Origin of the sequence: Collinsella sp. LCP21S3_A3 (assembly GCF_052118905.1) — a bacterium.
Lineage (GTDB): Bacteria > Actinomycetota > Coriobacteriia > Coriobacteriales > Coriobacteriaceae > Collinsella.
On the sequence record NZ_JBQKGH010000027.1, the window covers coordinates 1 to 17,028 of the forward strand.

Annotated in this window: 14 protein-coding genes; 4 read left to right on the plus strand and 10 right to left on the minus strand. The window is 54.9% G+C overall.

Going from position 1 to position 17,028, the window contains the following annotated elements:
• Positions 1–385: 385 nt before the first annotated feature.
• Both ACTQ0H_RS08715 and ACTQ0H_RS08720 read right to left on the minus strand, forming a co-directional pair.
• Positions 386–934: a GNAT family N-acetyltransferase gene (locus tag ACTQ0H_RS08715; RefSeq protein ID WP_441538834.1), complete on the minus strand. Its 549-nt coding sequence runs from the start codon at positions 932–934 to the stop codon at positions 386–388.
• A gap of 96 nt (positions 935–1,030) precedes the next feature.
• On the minus strand, positions 1,031–1,576 hold the full coding sequence (locus tag ACTQ0H_RS08720) for a hypothetical protein (protein WP_441538832.1): 546 nt from the start codon (positions 1,574–1,576) through the stop codon (positions 1,031–1,033).
• Positions 1,577–1,842: 266 nt separating this feature from the next.
• Here ACTQ0H_RS08720 and ACTQ0H_RS08725 point away from each other — a divergent pair, with 266 nt between their 5' ends.
• The 4 genes from ACTQ0H_RS08725 to ACTQ0H_RS08740 all read left to right on the plus strand — a co-directional run bounded on the left by ACTQ0H_RS08725 (position 1,843) and on the right by ACTQ0H_RS08740 (position 9,446).
• Positions 1,843–4,440: a hypothetical protein gene (locus tag ACTQ0H_RS08725; protein WP_441538830.1), complete on the plus strand. Its 2,598-nt coding sequence runs from the start codon at positions 1,843–1,845 to the stop codon at positions 4,438–4,440.
• A 192-nt stretch (positions 4,441–4,632) separates the two neighbouring features.
• Positions 4,633–5,904: a hypothetical protein gene (locus ACTQ0H_RS08730; RefSeq protein WP_441538828.1), complete on the plus strand. Its 1,272-nt coding sequence runs from the start codon at positions 4,633–4,635 to the stop codon at positions 5,902–5,904.
• Between the two features lie 60 nt (positions 5,905–5,964).
• Positions 5,965–8,364 carry a hypothetical protein gene (locus ACTQ0H_RS08735; protein ID WP_441538827.1) on the plus strand — a complete coding sequence of 800 codons (2,400 nt, stop codon included), beginning with the start codon at positions 5,965–5,967 and terminating at the stop codon, positions 8,362–8,364.
• A 26-nt stretch (positions 8,365–8,390) separates the two neighbouring features.
• A complete protein-coding gene (locus ACTQ0H_RS08740) occupies positions 8,391–9,446 on the plus strand; it encodes a TIR domain-containing protein (RefSeq protein WP_441538825.1) in 1,056 nt (351 codons plus the stop codon).
• 62 nt (positions 9,447–9,508) lie between these two features.
• Here ACTQ0H_RS08740 and ACTQ0H_RS08745 read toward each other — a convergent pair whose 3' ends face one another.
• The 8 genes from ACTQ0H_RS08745 to ACTQ0H_RS08780 all read right to left on the minus strand — a co-directional run bounded on the left by ACTQ0H_RS08745 (position 9,509) and on the right by ACTQ0H_RS08780 (position 16,966).
• Positions 9,509–10,360, minus strand: a complete 852-nt coding sequence (locus ACTQ0H_RS08745; protein ID WP_441548066.1) for an IS3 family transposase — start codon at positions 10,358–10,360, stop codon at positions 9,509–9,511.
• Between the two features lie 20 nt (positions 10,361–10,380).
• Positions 10,381–10,878, minus strand: coding sequence for a transposase (locus ACTQ0H_RS08750; RefSeq protein ID WP_441548067.1), 498 nt, complete (start codon positions 10,876–10,878; stop codon positions 10,381–10,383).
• Positions 10,879–10,954: 76 nt separating this feature from the next.
• Complete coding sequence (locus ACTQ0H_RS08755; RefSeq protein WP_441538822.1) at positions 10,955–12,292, minus strand: TIR domain-containing protein; 1,338 nt, start codon at positions 12,290–12,292, stop codon at positions 10,955–10,957.
• An 87-nt stretch (positions 12,293–12,379) separates the two neighbouring features.
• On the minus strand, positions 12,380–13,444 hold the full coding sequence (locus ACTQ0H_RS08760) for a hypothetical protein (protein WP_441538820.1): 1,065 nt from the start codon (positions 13,442–13,444) through the stop codon (positions 12,380–12,382).
• 27 nt (positions 13,445–13,471) lie between these two features.
• Entirely contained in the window at positions 13,472–14,377 is a 906-nt protein-coding gene (locus ACTQ0H_RS08765; RefSeq protein ID WP_441538818.1) for a hypothetical protein, read from the minus strand.
• 20 nt (positions 14,378–14,397) lie between these two features.
• Positions 14,398–15,465 (minus strand): hypothetical protein, encoded by a 1,068-nt coding sequence (locus ACTQ0H_RS08770; RefSeq protein WP_441548068.1) that lies wholly within the window; start codon positions 15,463–15,465, stop codon positions 14,398–14,400.
• A 93-nt stretch (positions 15,466–15,558) separates the two neighbouring features.
• Complete coding sequence (locus ACTQ0H_RS08775) at positions 15,559–15,969, minus strand: hypothetical protein (RefSeq protein ID WP_441056859.1); 411 nt, start codon at positions 15,967–15,969, stop codon at positions 15,559–15,561.
• Positions 15,970–16,243: 274 nt separating this feature from the next.
• The gene (locus ACTQ0H_RS08780; RefSeq protein ID WP_441548069.1) at positions 16,244–16,966 is read right to left on the minus strand and encodes a hypothetical protein; all 723 of its coding nucleotides are present in this window, start codon (positions 16,964–16,966) and stop codon (positions 16,244–16,246) included.
• Positions 16,967–17,028 lie beyond the last annotated feature (62 nt).

The following is a 17,028-nucleotide window of genomic DNA, read 5'->3' on the forward strand; positions in this document are numbered from 1 at the left end:
CGTGCCCCCTTCGTCGGTGATTTGTTGTTTAGTCGCTAGAAATCATATGACGGGGTATGGGCCGTGTTCCGCTATGCGGTTGTCAATTTGCGAAAGAAATTATGCGTCACCCCGTCTGAAGACAACATCTCGATCTGTAACAGTTGCGGAGCAAAACCGGCCCCAGATGTTACAGATTGAGACAGTTGAGTTGTCTGCCGAGGAACAATCTCAATCTGTAACAACTAGACCCCGTATCCCCCGCCAGATGTTACAGATCGAGATAAACGTGCCGATCACCAAACCCGACAGGCAACAAAAAGGACCGGACGTCCAGCCATCTCAACTGGAACGTCCGGCCCCGTCAAACACCAACTAGGGAAGCTGAACCAACAGATCGCAGCCTCTACTCTGCGTCCGGGTCCTTAAAGTTCTTGGGATCCAAGACCATGCAGGTGTAGGTAATGTCGTGGTCATCGTCGGGAATGGGCTCAAACCCGTTCTTGCCAAAGAAGTCGATGAGCAGATGCGCGAGCTTAATCGGATCCGCATCAGGATCGTCAAAGAGATATCCGCTCAGATCCAGGAATGTAGGCTGCTGTTCGCCCTCGCTCTCCCAGTATCCCAACAGGGCGTCGTGCACCAGGCGCGCGCCATAGCCGTTACCGCGGTAGTCGGGGTCAACATACACATGGCTCAAAAACGTCGACGTGTACTCGTTGAGCGGGTGCTCCGTAACGGCATCCGGCAGGTCGGGGTCATCTGCACCGCCCGTTACGCAAAAACCGACCAGCTCATCATCGGCAAAGACGCCCCAGAGGTAACAGTTCTCCTCGTCCTCGTCCTCAACATAGTCCGCCCACGCGTCATAGACCTCGTAGCCCGACTGCTCGTCCAGATCGACCATATCGTCGACGTCGTCGGGACCCAAAGCCCTTACTTCAACTTCAGCCATTGTCCTGTCCTTTCTCTCGCTTTCAGGACAACCCGAGCATACGGCGCTGTCCCAACACTTTGTTGCGCAACATCGGAAGCTGCGTCAATACCGCCGTTAACGGCGACGACGCCTCAGGGCAATGTATACAACGACAATCGCCAGCAGCACCAAGCCCTGGAAATTGATGCGGCTAATAGCGAAGCCCGAAGGAACAATAAAGCTGTCGTAGAACATGTCGAGCATGCCGATAAACACCAGAAACGCGATGAAGATCCAGAACACGCGACTCCTTAAAATGGGAGTAAACATGTCGAGCACCGAGCCACCCGAAGAAGAACCCTGATAGCCAATCAAATCAAACGGCTCATCCTTCTCTACCTCGTCGGCATCGCTCGAAGCGTCTGAAGACTCGGACTCCAAATCGCGACGATCCGTCCAATACCCGGGCACATGGTCGCGCTCACCAAGGTACTCACCGTTTTTGACCACCGGCTCAAACAACATGGCACTCGAAAGCTGCTCGAGCTCCTCGCGAATCAACTGGTCGGTGCGAGCGTCATGAGGCTCCTCGAGCTCGCACTCAAGCTCGTACATATGCTCCATGACCCGCTCGTAGTCCTCTTCAGACATATCGTCATCGTAATAGGAGTTCCCGCTCATCGTTCATCCCTCATTCAAGAACCGAATCCCTTTTGGACAACTCAAGTGTAGAAATCCATGCCAAGCAAGCGTTGCGCAACATTGCCGAGAGCGAGACGGACCCGCTCTCAAAACGCCCCAGCACAGACCGTTCCGCATTGCAATTTGCGCACTCGCGGATGTTGCGCAACGTTCTCGCCCATCGGGGCAGTAGCGTTCGGGTTAGCAAAGCCACGAGCCCTAAAACCCGGGATCGTTGGCTTCCACCGCATACGAAAGAAGGAACGATGGACGAGATTTTTGAGCATCTGCTTCAAGATACCGACCGAGGGATCTCGATCAACCAGATTGTCAATCGCATCGTGTTTCCCAACCACGATATCTGCATGCAGGCCAAAGCCGCCCTGGAGCGAGACTATGGCGAGTTCTGCTTTGCTGCCGTGATCCCCGATTACGAGGACTTCCAGCACATGGATCCGACCGACGCCACCAATGCTGCCCTGGAAACCTGCGGGTCCGACGGCGAAGAGGTCACCAACGTCGTTTGGGGCTACAACTCGCTCCAGTACGAATACAACGGCATCCCCTCGCTGGAGGTTGCCAAGACTATCTCCAAGATGATCGGCGTTCCCGTCTACTACGAGTACACCGATGCCGATGAGATCGCCGCCGGCGCCGTGATCGCCGATGCGCAGGGCGATAGCGTCTCGTTTGCAAACGTGGTCGACAAGAGCTGCTGGGTGTATTTCCCAGAGGGGTTCGACGGCGCCACCGACACCCTGTTCCGCTGCGGCATGGGAACCATGTCCATGCCCGACGGAAGCCAAAAGTACTTTGAGGACACCACCGACCCCATCATGCGTTCGTATGCGCAGCGCGGAAACGTGTCCCTGTACTTCGACTTTCTCAAGGACCAGTTTGGCGCCCAAGAGGAGCCCCAGGCAGAGTCCAATGCCCAGGCAGAGTCCGATGCCCAGGCATCGGGCAACGTCTACATGTCTCAGGCCATGGGTGCGATGACGTTTCGCATCGTCTTTCCCAACCATGACTGCTGCGCATATATCCGCGATGATCTCGACAAGTGCTTTGGCGGGTTCTCGCTCCAGGCGATTTGCGGCACGCCCGATAGCACGTTTGACTCACCCGATGAGGTCCTGAGGACCATGGTGGGCCACGGAATCCCCGATGATGCAACCGATGTCGAATGGGGCTATAACTCCGTGCGCTATCGCGTGGCGCACTCCGTGCCCAACGCCATCGTTCTCGAGGCATTAGCCCAACATTACAACATTCCGCTCTACACTGAGTATTTCGACGAGCTCAAGTACGCAGCGGGTGCTGCTATAACGATTCCGGGCACCGATCGTCCAACTGTCCCCGTCCCCGAGACGCTCGGCTGCGAAGATGACACCTACTTTGACCGAGGCAGTGAACCGGAAGGCTACGTCGCGCTTCGATGCGGATACTGTCAGGCAGTCTCCGATGACGGAAAAACACGCATTTCCTTTGTCGACGACCCATCGCAACCGGTCATGGCAGAGCTCGCGAAAGGCGAAACAGCTGGCGACTTTTTTGACTTAGTCGAGACCTTAGGAATCGATACTGACTATTATCACAGTCATCGTGAGGTCCCGGCTTCTCGTCCCGCCGCAAGTTCCAAAAAGAACACCTCGACCTCCTCGGCAGAAAAATCGAAAATCAGCCTGTGGATGAACCCCATTGCAGAAAAGCATGTCTGGAACTCCCTCGATGCCTACGGTCAAAAGCAGGGCAAGCAAAATGACATGAACATGTTCTTTTTGGAGCCGCTCTATCGCGGCGGCGATCAGATCCGCGACCCATTTGGATTTGCCACAGGCCGCAAACCTTTGCCGGCTTATGCAAGCCACCAGGCGCACCGCAAGGTTATCGACGCCGCCCTTACTACCGACATAGAAGTCGGCGCGCTTGTCGCGGGGCTTCTCGGCCAAGACCTGTTGACATCCGAAGAGCTCAACGCGCTGCACCGCGACATCGAGCTCAAGGCCCAAGGCATAAGCGCCATCGCCACCGGAAGAGGTGCCGCACTCGAGAGCCGCTGCGACTCGGTTTGCTACCTTATTGCAAAGCTCCGGAGCCATGACGGCAACAATAGCCATCGCTTTATGATGTGGATGGCGGACACCGACCAAGCCGTACGCGTAAAGTTCTACGGCGAGGCACCGGCAATCGGCGCGCCCTTTACGTGCCGCTTTAGCGTAGTGGAAAATGACATCATTACGTACTGGATGCCCGTCGAGGGCGAGAAGGGCTTCTCTCGCTACAAGCAGATTCCCGAGGGAGGACGCATCGACGTCTCCGCGGCAAAGAGCGACTCTGCCGCTATGAGCGCCCTACGCAAGGCCAACGCGATGTTCCTTAAGACGTGCGGACTCAAACAGACCGCGCCGTCCAAGACGCGCATGACCCCGGAGCAGTCACAGCGCTTTAACGAGCTACGAGAAAAACTGGGTCGTAAGACGGGCTATGCCCTCACGGTGCTCTTCTCGCGCTGCGTACTCTGCAGCGCCGAAGCCGACCGATTCCTCGAGCTCATGGAGCACGCCGCTGCCGCGCACGATCGCGGAGAGGTGATCGACGTCGACGATACCGAGGTCGTAGAGCACAAGGCCGTTTACATGGTTGGCCCGATCTCTACCGAGGATGGTACTTGTCAGCTCTACAACCCCAACACACTCAACTTTGAGGACTTTAGCTTCCAGCCCAACCTGCTCGAAGACTTCCACACCGACCTGCCCCGTGGCGGCAGCTTTATCAACATTGCAACGAGCGTCGTTGAGTCGGACGTCATCGCCGCCTGGGCGGGCTACAACCCGGGCAACGCCCAGCGCTCGGCGCGCTACTAGGGAGCGATTGGCACGGCCAAGCCATGTATCTGTTGCGCGGCATCGTCCCTGGACATCGAACCGCGCCGTCCACGATGTTGCGCAACAGAATGCAGCGCAGGCGGCCTAGTATGCGAAGTAACAGGCGCGTGCAGGTCAGATGCATCGAATCTGGCCTGCACGCGCAACACAAATCATCGCAGGGAGCACACCATGGCGCGTGACACATCAAACGATCAGGTTGCTAACTTGCCGCTCGTTTACAAGTTCGACGGCAACGGCAACATCATCCAGAAAGTCTTTTTTGGCGTAAATGCGGTATTCTGCCCCGTCTGGTACTGGTGGTACTTCAAAAGCAATCGTGATCCCAGCTTTTGGCTCGGTGACAGCGAAATGGACGGCTATGATCCCGATGAATGCGTTACCGAGTTCCAGCACCGCATGGATAACTTTACGCCCGAGGAGAGCTGCAACCTCTTTGAAGTCGCAAAGTATTGCGACCGCATGACGGGTGTTACCGTCTTTGACGTCGTAAACGGGCGAAATGTAAACGAGCGACACCTGGATGACTACTACACCGGCTACGACCTTGGCATCGAAGATGATGACGAGGACGAAGAAGACGACACAGACATCGAGATGGAGTTTGACGGGCAACCTGTTAGCCCCCAGCCGATGCGCGTATGCGACGAGGGCCCCTGCCAGTTTATGCTACCGCCCGTTTTAAACTGCGGAACGGACGACGGTTCTGGCTACGAGGTCGAGATTCCCCTGCGCGCCAAAACGACCAAGAGCGGTACTCCGCAGGAGCGACTATCGTTCTATATCCCCGCCGACCTCGCCGTACAGTGGTTCCGCGAGGTCACGGACGAGCCGCAAGCCGACTACCAACTGTTTCAAACCGTTTGGATGAATCGGGCCAATCGGCTTGAGAACCCGCACTTTGTCGACCACCTGTTTTCCTATGCGTTTTGGCAGGAGCGACTGCTGCGCATCCTGCACTACACGTACAAGCGGGGCAAAGTGCAGAGTGTGCGCATCGTTGCCGATTACGAAGGCGATGCCGCCGAGTTTATTGACAAGTACTACCCGGAGGCCGAGGTCATCGGTCATCAGAGCAATGAGAACGCCTTTGAAACGGGAGCCGCCTATCTGGTGGACCTCACGCTGGACTACAAATACAAGGGCGACAAGCTTGTCGAGAAAAAGACGTTCTCGGTCCTTGGCAGCTTTGGACGCGAATGGTATCGACTCTTTAGCGGCAATCCCAACGCCACCGTTGATGATTTCTATGCATGGTGCGAACAAACCGACACCTACGAGCCCCTACGTCAGGCAGCCGAAACCACCGGCGCAATCGTTCAGTACACCACCTACGGACTAAAGGACGGCAAGCTCACCAGCAAGCGCACCGAAGATCTCCAAGGCCGCACCAATGTCGAGATTAACGAGGCGGCCGAACTGAGAGACCGCATGCTTACGTAGGCGGCAACAGACCCAGTTCACGTTATCCGTTCATCTCTATACTCACAGGAGGTACCTACTTTGATTTCTCCAATCTGTTGGTTCGCGGCATTCCTCGTCGCTCTCGTCGCACTCTGCTATTCCATACACTTGGAACGGCACAACTATCAGCACAAACTCTTTGGCTTCGAGATCAATTCCAACCGTCGCATCGTCGCCTTTGGAATTCTTGCTCTTGGCGCTTTTTGCCTATTTGCCCCCGTTACCTGGGCGCAGTGCTTTTCTTCGGATCTTGGCGAGGGCTGGGAGCCGGGAGCCTTCAACTTTATTAGCTGGGTCATCACCAATTTCTTTGCCGTGGGATGGACAACGACCATCCAGACCGGCCTCACCGATGTGACGTCAACCGTCTATAGCGCTATTCCCCTTGGCGGCAGCGTTACCGGCCAGGTATTCAACCTGCTCTATTCGCTGCTCACACTTGCATACATCATCGCCCTTCCCGTTGAAATTGGCCTATTTGCCTTCAACGCTGTTGCCACGCGTCTCTCGGGCAGCGTTATCAAGCGTCATCTCAAGTATGCCGACCATGCAATTATCTTTGAGAGCGTCGATGCCAACACCGAGTTGCTCGCGCGTGATATCGTAAACAACATCAAGGACGGAACGCTCAATAACGCGAATGGCAACGGCGACATCGCCCTCATCTTTTGTCTAGGCAGCGACGAAGACAGCGAACGTCAGCGCGTACTGCGCAATCTGTGCCAGGGCTATGTGCGCTATGTGTTCACCGACTCCGAAGCAGCCGATGTGCTCACAACGATTACATCGCTGCGCGATGCAGTTAAGCATCTGGTCGCAGTTGACGTCGTCGCAACGAGCGAAGAAACCGAACACAATGTCAGCGCAACGATCGACATGCTCGAAGCGACGCACAAGGATCCTCAAGCCGGCTGCGCGCCCAAGATTACGCTGCATTGTCTTCACAGCAACCCCGACGACCCGAGAGTTTTTGATGCCATCAAGCCCTATCCAAAAAACGTCAATCTGCACCTGGTTTCTCGTACGCAAAACGAAATCTACAACGTTCTGGACGAGGCACCCCTTTTCAGATGGCTTGCTCCTGTCGACATCACCCGCGACGACAGCACCAAGCTCCAAAACCTCACAGTGCTCGTAATTGGCGCAGGAGATTACGGTATGCAGGCGGCACGCACCGCATACTGGATGGGCCGTCTGCCACAGGTAAAGCTCAGCATTGTGATCGTCGACCCTAATGCCCACGAAATCGTCGAGCGCGAGGCGGCACGATATCCCGAAATGCTCGGAGAGATCAAAGACGGGGCACCTACAGTGCGTTTTGTCGAGGCCAGCGCCCCCTCAATCACGCTTGACCGCCTTATGGCAGGCAACAGCGTCGCAGCTCTGCACTACGACCTTCAGAGCAAGCGCGTGGCATGTGATGACAGTTGTGTCCTGCTGCCCGATAACGCATTCGTTTATGCCTTTGTAACCACGGGCAACTGCAGCCAGAACCTCTCATGCTCCCTTATGTTGCAACGGCAGATTTTCAACCGCTTTGTCGAGCATGGCACTCCAAACTACATGAAGCAACGCCCCGTAATTTGTCCTCATATCGAAAGCGAAGAGATTCTTAAAGCCTTAAGAAAGCTCGCCATGACCGCAGCAAGTTCCGAAAAGGAAAAGGACCCCATCGTCGGAATCATGCATCCCTTCGGTTCTCGCAAAGCTTTCTTTACCTACAACAATCTCCTCAACAATAAGCTTGAACAGCGCGCTATACAGCTCAATGCGGTATATGAGATGTGCAACTATGACCATGCCACCGTCAGCTATGATGCCTCCATGCCAGACGATACGGCGCGCGACAAATTCAACAAGAGCGAGTGGAACAAACGCAGCAGTCGTGCGGCGGCCGCGTATCTTCCAAGTCGCTTTTGGTCGGTTGGTCTATCGGAAACCATCGATACGCTCGAAAACGACTATCTGGCGAAACTAGAAGGCGGGAGAAGCGAAGGCCTAGACAATGGTCATCTGGTAAGACAATACCTAATTGAAGATAAATTGGCTGGCAACACATTGGAGGCATTTGCCAACAACGAAGCCAATTATCGCAGAAGAATTAAAAATATTTGTCTATTGGGTGATATAGAGCACGAGCGTTGGCTCGCTTACTGTCAGGCAATAGGCATGACCGAGCTGGGGCACGGCACCAGAGAGGACGAGAGGGATCAGCGCAGGCGCGCACATAATGTCAATCTTCTCTTTAAAGAGGAGGAGCCCAAAGACAAGCCCGAAGGCACGAATAAATCTGAGACCCTCATGCGTCACGCCTACATGACGCCCAACAACAACGTACTCGGCGCTCGCGGATTCCTGCTAGGCAAAGACGTCTACGCCTACGACCGAATCATCGTCGCCCTCTCAGCCCGCATCGCCAAGGGCAGCATCGTCAAATAACAGCAATCGGCAAAACGGAGGGACCCATGAACCAGCAGCAGTCCATACTAGGAGTTGAAAAAGATGAAAATGGCAACACCCTGGTAAAGGTGTTTATTAGCTACAGACGCAACGACAATCTATTCAATCATCTCCTAGATATTGTTAACCGAACAATGGACAAGCTTAACAATGATCTTCTCAAGGACACCGAATACCGAGTGAAAAAAGTGATCGACTTAAATTCAATCAGTATCGGCGATAACTGGCCAGAGAAGATCGATGAAGACCTGTCCAAAAGCGATATCCTCCTAGCATTTATTACAGATGCATACCTTACAAGCGGTCCTTGCCGATATGAATTCAACACGTTTTGCGCGAATCAAATTGACACTCGAAACGATAGTGAAAAACACCACGGAAGCCTTTGCGTTCCGGTTTTTTGGGCTGCCCAAAAAACCGTTGCAGACAAGCTGAGTGATAAATCCAACCTGCATTTTGATAATGAAGAGGATTCTGAAGCCGCCTACAAAAATGCTTGTGAAACTTGGACACAAATCAAAGAGGTCAATGGCGTCGAGGGCATATTGCCAAAACTGATCGACTTGCTCAAGAACGAAGCCCAAGGTCCTGATTATTTCTTTGTTAGAGACTGTATTGTTCAATGGCTTGCCAATAAGGTCAAAGCTGCCATCGATCATATGCGAGAAGACGCCGCTGAAGAAATCGAAGATGTCCCCGTTAAGATCAGCGCCCCACAAGACATATCGGAAATCGAGCTTCATACGTACGGTCGTGGATCCGATGCAATCGGGTATTTCACAAGCGATGGCTTCATTGTAATGAACGGCTCAAAAATTGCTGAAGGCACCACCGCATCTGCCCGCAAGCCCACATATGAAAGCCGTCAAAAATACCAGCACCTCATCAATGAGGACAACATCCTAACCGAAAAACTGGTATTCCCAACCCCCTCTGCTGCATCTGCGTTTGTTATCGGTCGCTGCAGTAGTGGCATGGCTGACTGGAAGACCAAGAGTGGCAAGCAGCTTGGTGAGCTACTCAAGGAGGAAAAAGAAAAGACAGCTGCTGTTCAGAAATAGACAAAGCGGGGGCTCGGTTCAAAATGAACTGCACCCCAAAACTTGGACGGCTTAAATAAGAACTACGCCGCAAGGGGCTGGTTCCGGAACTCCTCCAGGGTCAGCCCCTTCAGTTTAACCTGCCTTCGCCTCGTGTTCCAATGGGCGACGTACGCGTCCAGGTCCACCTTGAAGGACTCGAAGTCGGGCCATGTCCTTCCCCGGAAGAACTCGTCCTTCATGTGGCCGAAGACCTGCTCGGTGGCGCCGTTGTCGATGCAGTTGCCCTTTCTGGACATGCTCTGGACGATCCCGGCGTCCTTCAGCCTCCCGCACCATGCGGCGTGCTGGTACTGCCAGCCCATGTCGCTGTGGAGCACCGGCGTCGCGCCCTCGGGCATCTTCGCCAGCAGCTGGTCGAGCAGCTCGGCCTGCTGCGCCATGTCCGGGCTGGTCGACGTCGACCACGCGACTATCTCCTTGCTGCCGAAGTCGTACACCGGCGCGAAGTAGGCCTTGCCCCAGGGCTGCTTGAACTCGGTGACGTCGGTGCCCATCTTCTGCCACGGCCCGTCGGAGGCGAAGTCGCGCCCGATGACGTTCTCGAACGTCTCGCCCACGACCCCCCTGTACGAGTTGTACCTATGGTAGTCGGTCTCGCGGCGGATGCCGCAGCGGACCCCCATCTCCCGCATCATCTTGAGCACGGTCTTGTTGGCTATGCGCGCGCCCAGCTCGGCGCGCAGGCACATGGCGACCTGGCGGTGGCCGCACCCGTTGGCCGTGCGCGAGAAGATCTCCGCCACCGCGTCCCGCAGCTCCGGGCGCGTCGGCCTGGCCGGGTGCGACAGCGCGTAATAGTAGCTGGACCGGGCCAGGCCGGCGCATTCCAGCAGGCTCCCCAGCTTGCACCCCTCCGCGCGCAGGGCGCTCACGTCCTCGACCTTCGCCCTGGTCAGAGCCCGTCCCTCTCGACCAGGGCACGCAATTTTTTTAGGTAGGCCACCTCGGTCTCGAGCCTTCGGCAGCGCTCCTCGAGCTCCTGCTCGCGGGTGCGCCCGCGCGACTTGGGGCCGGACCCCTTCGGCCTGCCCCTGGGCTTGGGCCTGAGCGCCTCGGCGCCGCCCTCGCGGTAGAGCGCGCACCATCTCTTGAGCGGCGCCAGGGACATGACCCCGAACGCCTTCATGGCGTCCTGCTTGCCCATGCCGCCGTCGACCACGGCCGAGGCGGCGGCGACCTTCTGCTCGTATGTGTACCTGGTCTGCTTGCCGTCCATGGATAGCAGCACCTCGCTTCCGAACGACCGGTATACGTAGAGCCATTGTCTCACGGTGTTGCGCGGGACCGACAGCGCCTTCGCCGCCGACTCGGAGCCGTGCCCTCGCTCGAAGAGCCCGATCGCCGCCTTCCTGGCCTCGATGTCGTGTTTCACTCTCAAGTCGACACGCATAAAAAGCCTCCCATTTCTCGTGTCCAAGAAATGGGAGGCAGTTCAAAACCGAGCCCCCGCTCTTTTATTCAGTGAACTACTTTCGTGCAGTATAGATGACATATCCCTCATGATAGAAGAAACCGACATCTAGAAAACGTTCCTCAATTTCATCGTATGTCTCCTCGAACCAATCAGCATCTTGTTGATACTCATCGTTATCGGGATTGTTCTTGGCGCGAAGCCTTAAATCTCCCCCGAGCCATCCAAAAGAAGCCGACAGCAAAGCCGAACGCTGATCCTGGTCCATCCCCACAGTCGAAATGCCACTGCCCTCAAATGAAATGTCCTTGAACCCAGCCCTCGTTAGCTTTTCAAGCAGCTGCCTTCCACTAAAACGGAAACCAGTCGTCGCAATCTCCCCACAAAGCCTGTTCAGCCGCGCAAAGTAGCCCTCATCGTCCGGATAGGCGATATTAAATCCATCGTCGATATCCCGGATGAAGATATAGCCTCCGCGATTCATGTGTTTACGCACAACACGAAGCAGCTTAAACGGGTTTTTTAAATGGAGAAGCACCATTGACAGGATTACGAGGTCAAATCCTTTCTTCCCCGCCTGCGCAAGACGGCTTTCAAGGTAATCGGAAAACGAAGCCGCTTCGCAATCGGCTTCTTCGAACAAATAACGAGGGTCGTCGACATACGCTTCCGAAGCCATGCGAATCGCATTGGGATTTACATCAATACCCAACGCAAACTCAAGCGAACCACACGAAGCCAAGCGATCAACAAGCTGGAAACCATCATTCGTGCCGAGATCGAGAACGCTATGGCATTCTATATCATTGAATATCTTCTGGAAGACAGGGGCGTCATAGCTGCGAAGCATCTCTTGCTGGACATGAAGCCACTTTGCTTCTTGATCGCTTTCGTCACCGTACAGTTCATAATACTTATTTGCCGTTCGTGCGGTTTGGACCACATTGCCGGAATCGTCAAAACGATCAGGCAAGACACCCTTTAGATACTCAAACAGTTGCGAGATAGCTTGCTCGTTAACGCCAGAAGTCCAATCAAGCTGCTGATAGCGCAGCAAATGCCGGTCCAGACTCGGCTCAATCTCGTTATCACAACGAATGGGAAGGAGCTCGAGATCGCCCTTGCGGTTCAGAACGATAGCATTTTCGATTTCATCATCAACCTCATCAGACAATGACGCCGCCCTGTTCAGCAGCAAGATAAAGACGCGACAACTGTCCAGCGCCTCATAAATCTGCTTTCTCCATTTTCCAATCGTTATATTGTTCTTAGCATACCAGCATTTTAAGCCATGCCCTTCAAGCACCTCGGCCAGCTTGCGCACAAGCTCGGAAGAAGTCGAAGTCTCATAGCTAAAAAAGACATCGTATTCTTTGCTGGGCATATCTTCCATCTGAGCCACCTCCACAGACATAATCCATCGTCGACCATTGTGCTGAATGCCACCTCGAACCATGGCGGCGCGCATCCATCGTATTCGTCACCGCTCCTCCAGCGTCCAGCCCTTCTGGGTGCAGAGGTCGCGCAGGGTGGCCGCCAGGTCGGCATTGGTGTTGCTGTCGACCACGATCTTGTCGATGTGATCAGCGGCAATGTTGAGCTTGGGGAACGAGTGGCTGCAACCCGACAGGTTGAGCTCACCGACATTGCAGGTAATCTCGAGTGCGCCAAGAATGTCATCGTTCGAAAGATCAATCTTCTCGACGTCGCCCTGAAGCCCTTGGTCAACGGTAAAGAACATCAGGTTCTTAAGACCCGAGGCGTTGATGGAATTGACAGCACCCTTAAGGCCCTCGATCTTAAAGGAATTAAGCTTGGGGCAGACGCTCAGGTCGAGGTCCTGGGTCGTCATGTCGCCAAACTTGAGCACCTCGAGTGCCTCGAGCTCGCTAAAGTCTGCACTCTTGGCGCTCAGGGTATTGATGCCGAGCGTATCGAGCTTGTCCAGTTTGCTAATGGGCGTGAAATCCGTCACCTCATCACTCACGACCAGCTCCGTGATGCTCTGGGTCTCCTTGGCGGTCAACTGGCCATCGTCATCGTTATCGTAGTCGGCAAGCAACCCGTGCAGCGTATCATCCGAGATCGCATCAACATCGACGAGACCTTTTTCTTTCTTGGTCTCGGAGCCAGAGGCGTCAGTTGAGCTCAACTCTTTAGAGGCGCTCGACGAGGCTCCCCCGCCGCCCTGCACATCACCGACGCCGCCAATCACGGCGAAAGCGGCAACCGCGCCTATGGCCACAACCGCCGCAAGCACTACCAGGGCGCGAACGCCGCCCAAGCGAGAGACGGCTTCATTAGCACGCTCAGCTGCCTGTCCATTCGGCTGGCCGGCAGGGCGAGGGATCCGACTTGTCGAACGCCCCGGCGTCTGCTGCGCCTGCCCAGCAGACTGTTCGGTTGCCCGCCCGTTCGGACGCATATTCACCCGCACATCCGGTGTCTCGGCAGCCTGCTCATGAGCCCCGCCCGAAGGCTGCACGGTCACACGCTGAACCCGTTCGTCATCCCGCCAAGACATGTCGGGCTTAAAATTCGCCATATCGCATCTCCTCACTTGAGCGCATCACTACTGCTGCTCCATGGTGTAGCCGTAGTCACTGCTCATTTTTTGCAAATACTCGACCAGGCTGCTGCTCGTGTCGCTGTCGTACAAGATCTTGCCAACACAATTGGGTGTAAAAGTGAAATGGAAGGCATCTTCCCTGCCTGCCCCGCACAGATTGAGCGTTTCGACTCTGCTACTGATCTTCAGAACCTCGAGGTTCACATCACCCGACAGGTCAAGTGTCCCGATACTGCCATCAAGGCCTTCGATCTGGACGTTCGTCAACGAGGACATGTTTTTGGCATTCAAGGTATCGACGGGGCTCTCGAGCCTGTTTATGGTAACGCGCTGTAGCTGAGGAAAACGTGTGAGATCAACCTGAGGCACCGAGCAGTCGCCAATGGACAGATGAGTGATATTGCTAATGGAGCTTATGTCGTAGCTTTCGCTGTCGTAGTCGCCGATGCCAAACGTCGTGATGTTGTGAAAGTTGGCCAGCAGCGAAAGCGAATCAAATGACTCGACGTCGATTGATCTAGCTTCATCCGCAGTCTCTTGCGAAATATGCCCGTCCTCATCTGCATCGAGCGCTAAGTCCGAGCGCAGCGCCTCGTCCGTAATTTCATCGAGCGTGAGCACTGTGGCCTTTTTCGCTTCTTCCTGATGGCGCTCTTCTTTTTCCTTTTTACGCTGAGCGCGCGCCGCCTCGTCTTCTTGCTGTTGTTTGGCCTCGGCACGCTGCTCGGTCTGCCGATTGGTGTCGGAGATGCCGCTTGTGATGGACGTGACCGCCACAATGGCAATGATTACCACCACGGCAAGGACAACCACTACGCGCAGACCGCCCAAGCGATTCACGATATCGTTGATATCCGATCCGTTAGACCCAGTGCCCCCGCGACCAGACCCGTTCTGATTAATTGCCATCCGTGTTTCCCCTCCGCCGCCTACAGGCGGTCCTTGTCGAAGTAGTCAGCGTCGCGCCAGTCGCCGCGCCAGCGGTAGGCGTGGGCGTTCTCGCGCGACCAGTCGCTCAGGTGGCGCAGGATGAAGCGGCTCATGTCGTCCGCGAGCGGCTCGATTGGCCCCACGCGCCGCGCCTCGGCCGCCCGCTCCCAGAACGAGTACGCCATGAGGTAGAACGTGCCGGCGTCGACGTAGTCGCCCGGGTAGGCGGGGTCGTCGAACCAGCCGTGCGTGTCGGGCGTGCCGTTTTGCTCGCACCACTCCGCCGCGTTGAGGGCGAGGCCCATCAGGGCCGTGTAGTCCTGCGGGTCGCCCGCGGCGAGCGCCTCGTGCAGGTTGGACATGGGACCCTCGGCGCCGTAGGCCGGGTAGTACAGGTCCCACAAGCGATCGGCCTCTTCATCAGTCAGTTCCAAGACAGACGGACGATCACCAATTCCATCATCATATTGATATGAATATGGATCTACGCCCGTCAAGGCACCCTCGCCGTAATCAAGAGAAGATGAGCCGTTGCGCGCACCACGTTTTGCGCGCAACGCCGACCCCAATAGTGAATAGCCATTGTGATAGCCTTCGCGCGTGTCAGCGATAAACTGACCAAAGTTAAATTGAGCATGCGCATCCGATAATGCGCGCCTTGTAGCAGCTGAACCGCGTAGCAAATAGAAAAGACCAATGATCAGCTGTTTGATAATCAGACTCAGCGGTCCAATTAATAACTCAATCGAAACGACAATTAGGCCACCGAAAATAACGGCTGCTTGAGCGAATGGGTTAAAAGCGCTATATCCAGGAGCAGGGAGACCCGTATGCAAAATATCGTCTCCACCTGTATTTAGGAACAGACGATACCAGACCGAGCAAAGACCCCACACCGTAATAATACGCACCGGAAGAAAACGAATGACGGTCGGAATAGCATCTACAATGCGCGATAAATTAATACTCACATGGCGCTTTGGTGCACCGGCACTATTCCAGTTGATGTCCAGACGTCCATTTGCTGCGTCCGATTCGATATGTACCCCGGGGTCTTTCGGTGCCATCCTCTGAGCGCGAAGCTGTTCGAGTCGCTCCTGCGCCGACAGGCCCTCAGAATCTCGTTCCCCCATACCCATTGTCTATATCCTCACAAATCATCAGAAGTGGTAATGCATAGCGCCAAAACGCTCTAACGAATAGCCAAGCTCTCTAGTCATAGCTTTAATCGTGTGGGACTCTCGCTTCCTCGTCACAGGATCCCTTCGCATGAATACAAACGTCGGGAACATCCCCCATGCCACTTGCTGAAAACCCGTCATGGCATTGGCGGGGATGACGATTGGCGGGTTTGAATTACCCGGAGCAAGAATCCTTCCCGCAACAGCCTTGCTTTTGCCAAGGCCGGGGATAAGCGACTTGACCACCGGATGGTTATCCAGAGTCGAGCCTTCGCGTTTCGCAACAATCTCAATGCGGTTTTCGTACAATCTAATCGAACAGGGCCTTCCATCGTACGTTCCGTATCCTTGGTCGATGACGGTTCCGTACACCGCATCTTTCCTAGCCATGCTCTCGGCAAGGCGGCGTCGCTGGCGCTGCGCCTCGGCGCTATTGGCAATAGCCTCACGGCCCCCCATAACCAGCCGCTCAACATCGTGAAGTTGCCCACCTGCTCGCTGAGCATTGGAGCCCTGTTGTTGAGAACCCCCACTACGATTCCTATCGTTATTGGAACTTCCAAACATATTTCCCAAGTTTAACGTTGGCATTGATCATCCAAACTGTCGTCTCGCCAATCGGAGTCCTCCCCGACGGGCACGTGAGTATTACCCTCTGTCCTCATCAGTAATGGAAATGAGAGTCTGCAAAATCTTCGAGTACCTCATCGAAACCCGGCGAAAAAACCTGAATCGTGTGTTGCACGCGAGTGTGCAGCTGGCGATCCTTTCGGTCGAACGTAAATTCGGGGCTATTGGTGATGCCGGGCATGCGAAGCCAATTAGTGAGCGCGTTTGCTGGAATATTGATCGTATTTACAGCATAAGGCCTATTAAACGCCTTGTCCAAGTCAGATGTTTTACCCGATTTAACTACGGATTTATATTTATCTAAATCGCGCCTTCCGGAATACATCGAGGTATGGGTAATCTTGATGTAGTTGGCATAGATGTCGATACGGCAAGGCATCTGGTCATAGGTGCCATATCCAATAGCGTTCGGCTCCTTTTTGCCTTTCACTCCAGAACCGGACTTCCTAGCATTCACTGATTCTTTCTTCACAGCAGGAGCGCTGCCCGCATGTCCAACAGACGCAGCGCTGCCAGAAGCGTAAACATAACTAACAGGCGCCTTGTAATCCGTCTTCATTCCAGTGCTGGAATTCTGAACGCCATTCTGCGGAATGTCGTCTTGTTTAGCAGCGTTCTGCTGAGCAGCAATCGGCTGGACAGCAATCGGCGACTGCTTTTTCCGCGATTGGAGATCATCCCATTTTTCCAAACCACGGAAAAACACGAAGGTGACGCATAATTTCTTTCGCAAATTGACAACCGCATAGCGGAACACGGCCCATACCCCGTCATATGATTTCTAGCGACTAAACAACAAATCACCGACGAAGGGGGCAC

What these genes read in the sequence shown, in the direction of transcription:
- ACTQ0H_RS08715 (WP_441538834.1), bottom strand. Translation starts at nt 934, where the DNA reads ATGGCTGAAGTTGAAGTAAGGGCTTTGGGTCCCGACGACGTCGACGAT.
- ACTQ0H_RS08720 (WP_441538832.1), bottom strand. Translation starts at nt 1,576, where the DNA reads ATGAGCGGGAACTCCTATTACGATGACGATATGTCTGAAGAGGACTAC.
- ACTQ0H_RS08725 (WP_441538830.1), top strand. Translation starts at nt 1,843, where the DNA reads ATGGACGAGATTTTTGAGCATCTGCTTCAAGATACCGACCGAGGGATC.
- ACTQ0H_RS08730 (WP_441538828.1), top strand. Translation starts at nt 4,633, where the DNA reads ATGGCGCGTGACACATCAAACGATCAGGTTGCTAACTTGCCGCTCGTT.
- ACTQ0H_RS08740 (WP_441538825.1), top strand. Translation starts at nt 8,391, where the DNA reads ATGAACCAGCAGCAGTCCATACTAGGAGTTGAAAAAGATGAAAATGGC.
- ACTQ0H_RS08750 (WP_441548067.1), bottom strand. Translation starts at nt 10,878, where the DNA reads ATGCGTGTCGACTTGAGAGTGAAACACGACATCGAGGCCAGGAAGGCG.
- ACTQ0H_RS08755 (WP_441538822.1), bottom strand. Translation starts at nt 12,292, where the DNA reads ATGGAAGATATGCCCAGCAAAGAATACGATGTCTTTTTTAGCTATGAG.
- ACTQ0H_RS08760 (WP_441538820.1), bottom strand. Translation starts at nt 13,444, where the DNA reads ATGGCGAATTTTAAGCCCGACATGTCTTGGCGGGATGACGAACGGGTT.
- ACTQ0H_RS08765 (WP_441538818.1), bottom strand. Translation starts at nt 14,377, where the DNA reads ATGGCAATTAATCAGAACGGGTCTGGTCGCGGGGGCACTGGGTCTAAC.
- ACTQ0H_RS08770 (WP_441548068.1), bottom strand. Translation starts at nt 15,465, where the DNA reads ATGGCACCGAAAGACCCCGGGGTACATATCGAATCGGACGCAGCAAAT.
- ACTQ0H_RS08775 (WP_441056859.1), bottom strand. Translation starts at nt 15,969, where the DNA reads ATGGCTAGGAAAGATGCGGTGTACGGAACCGTCATCGACCAAGGATAC.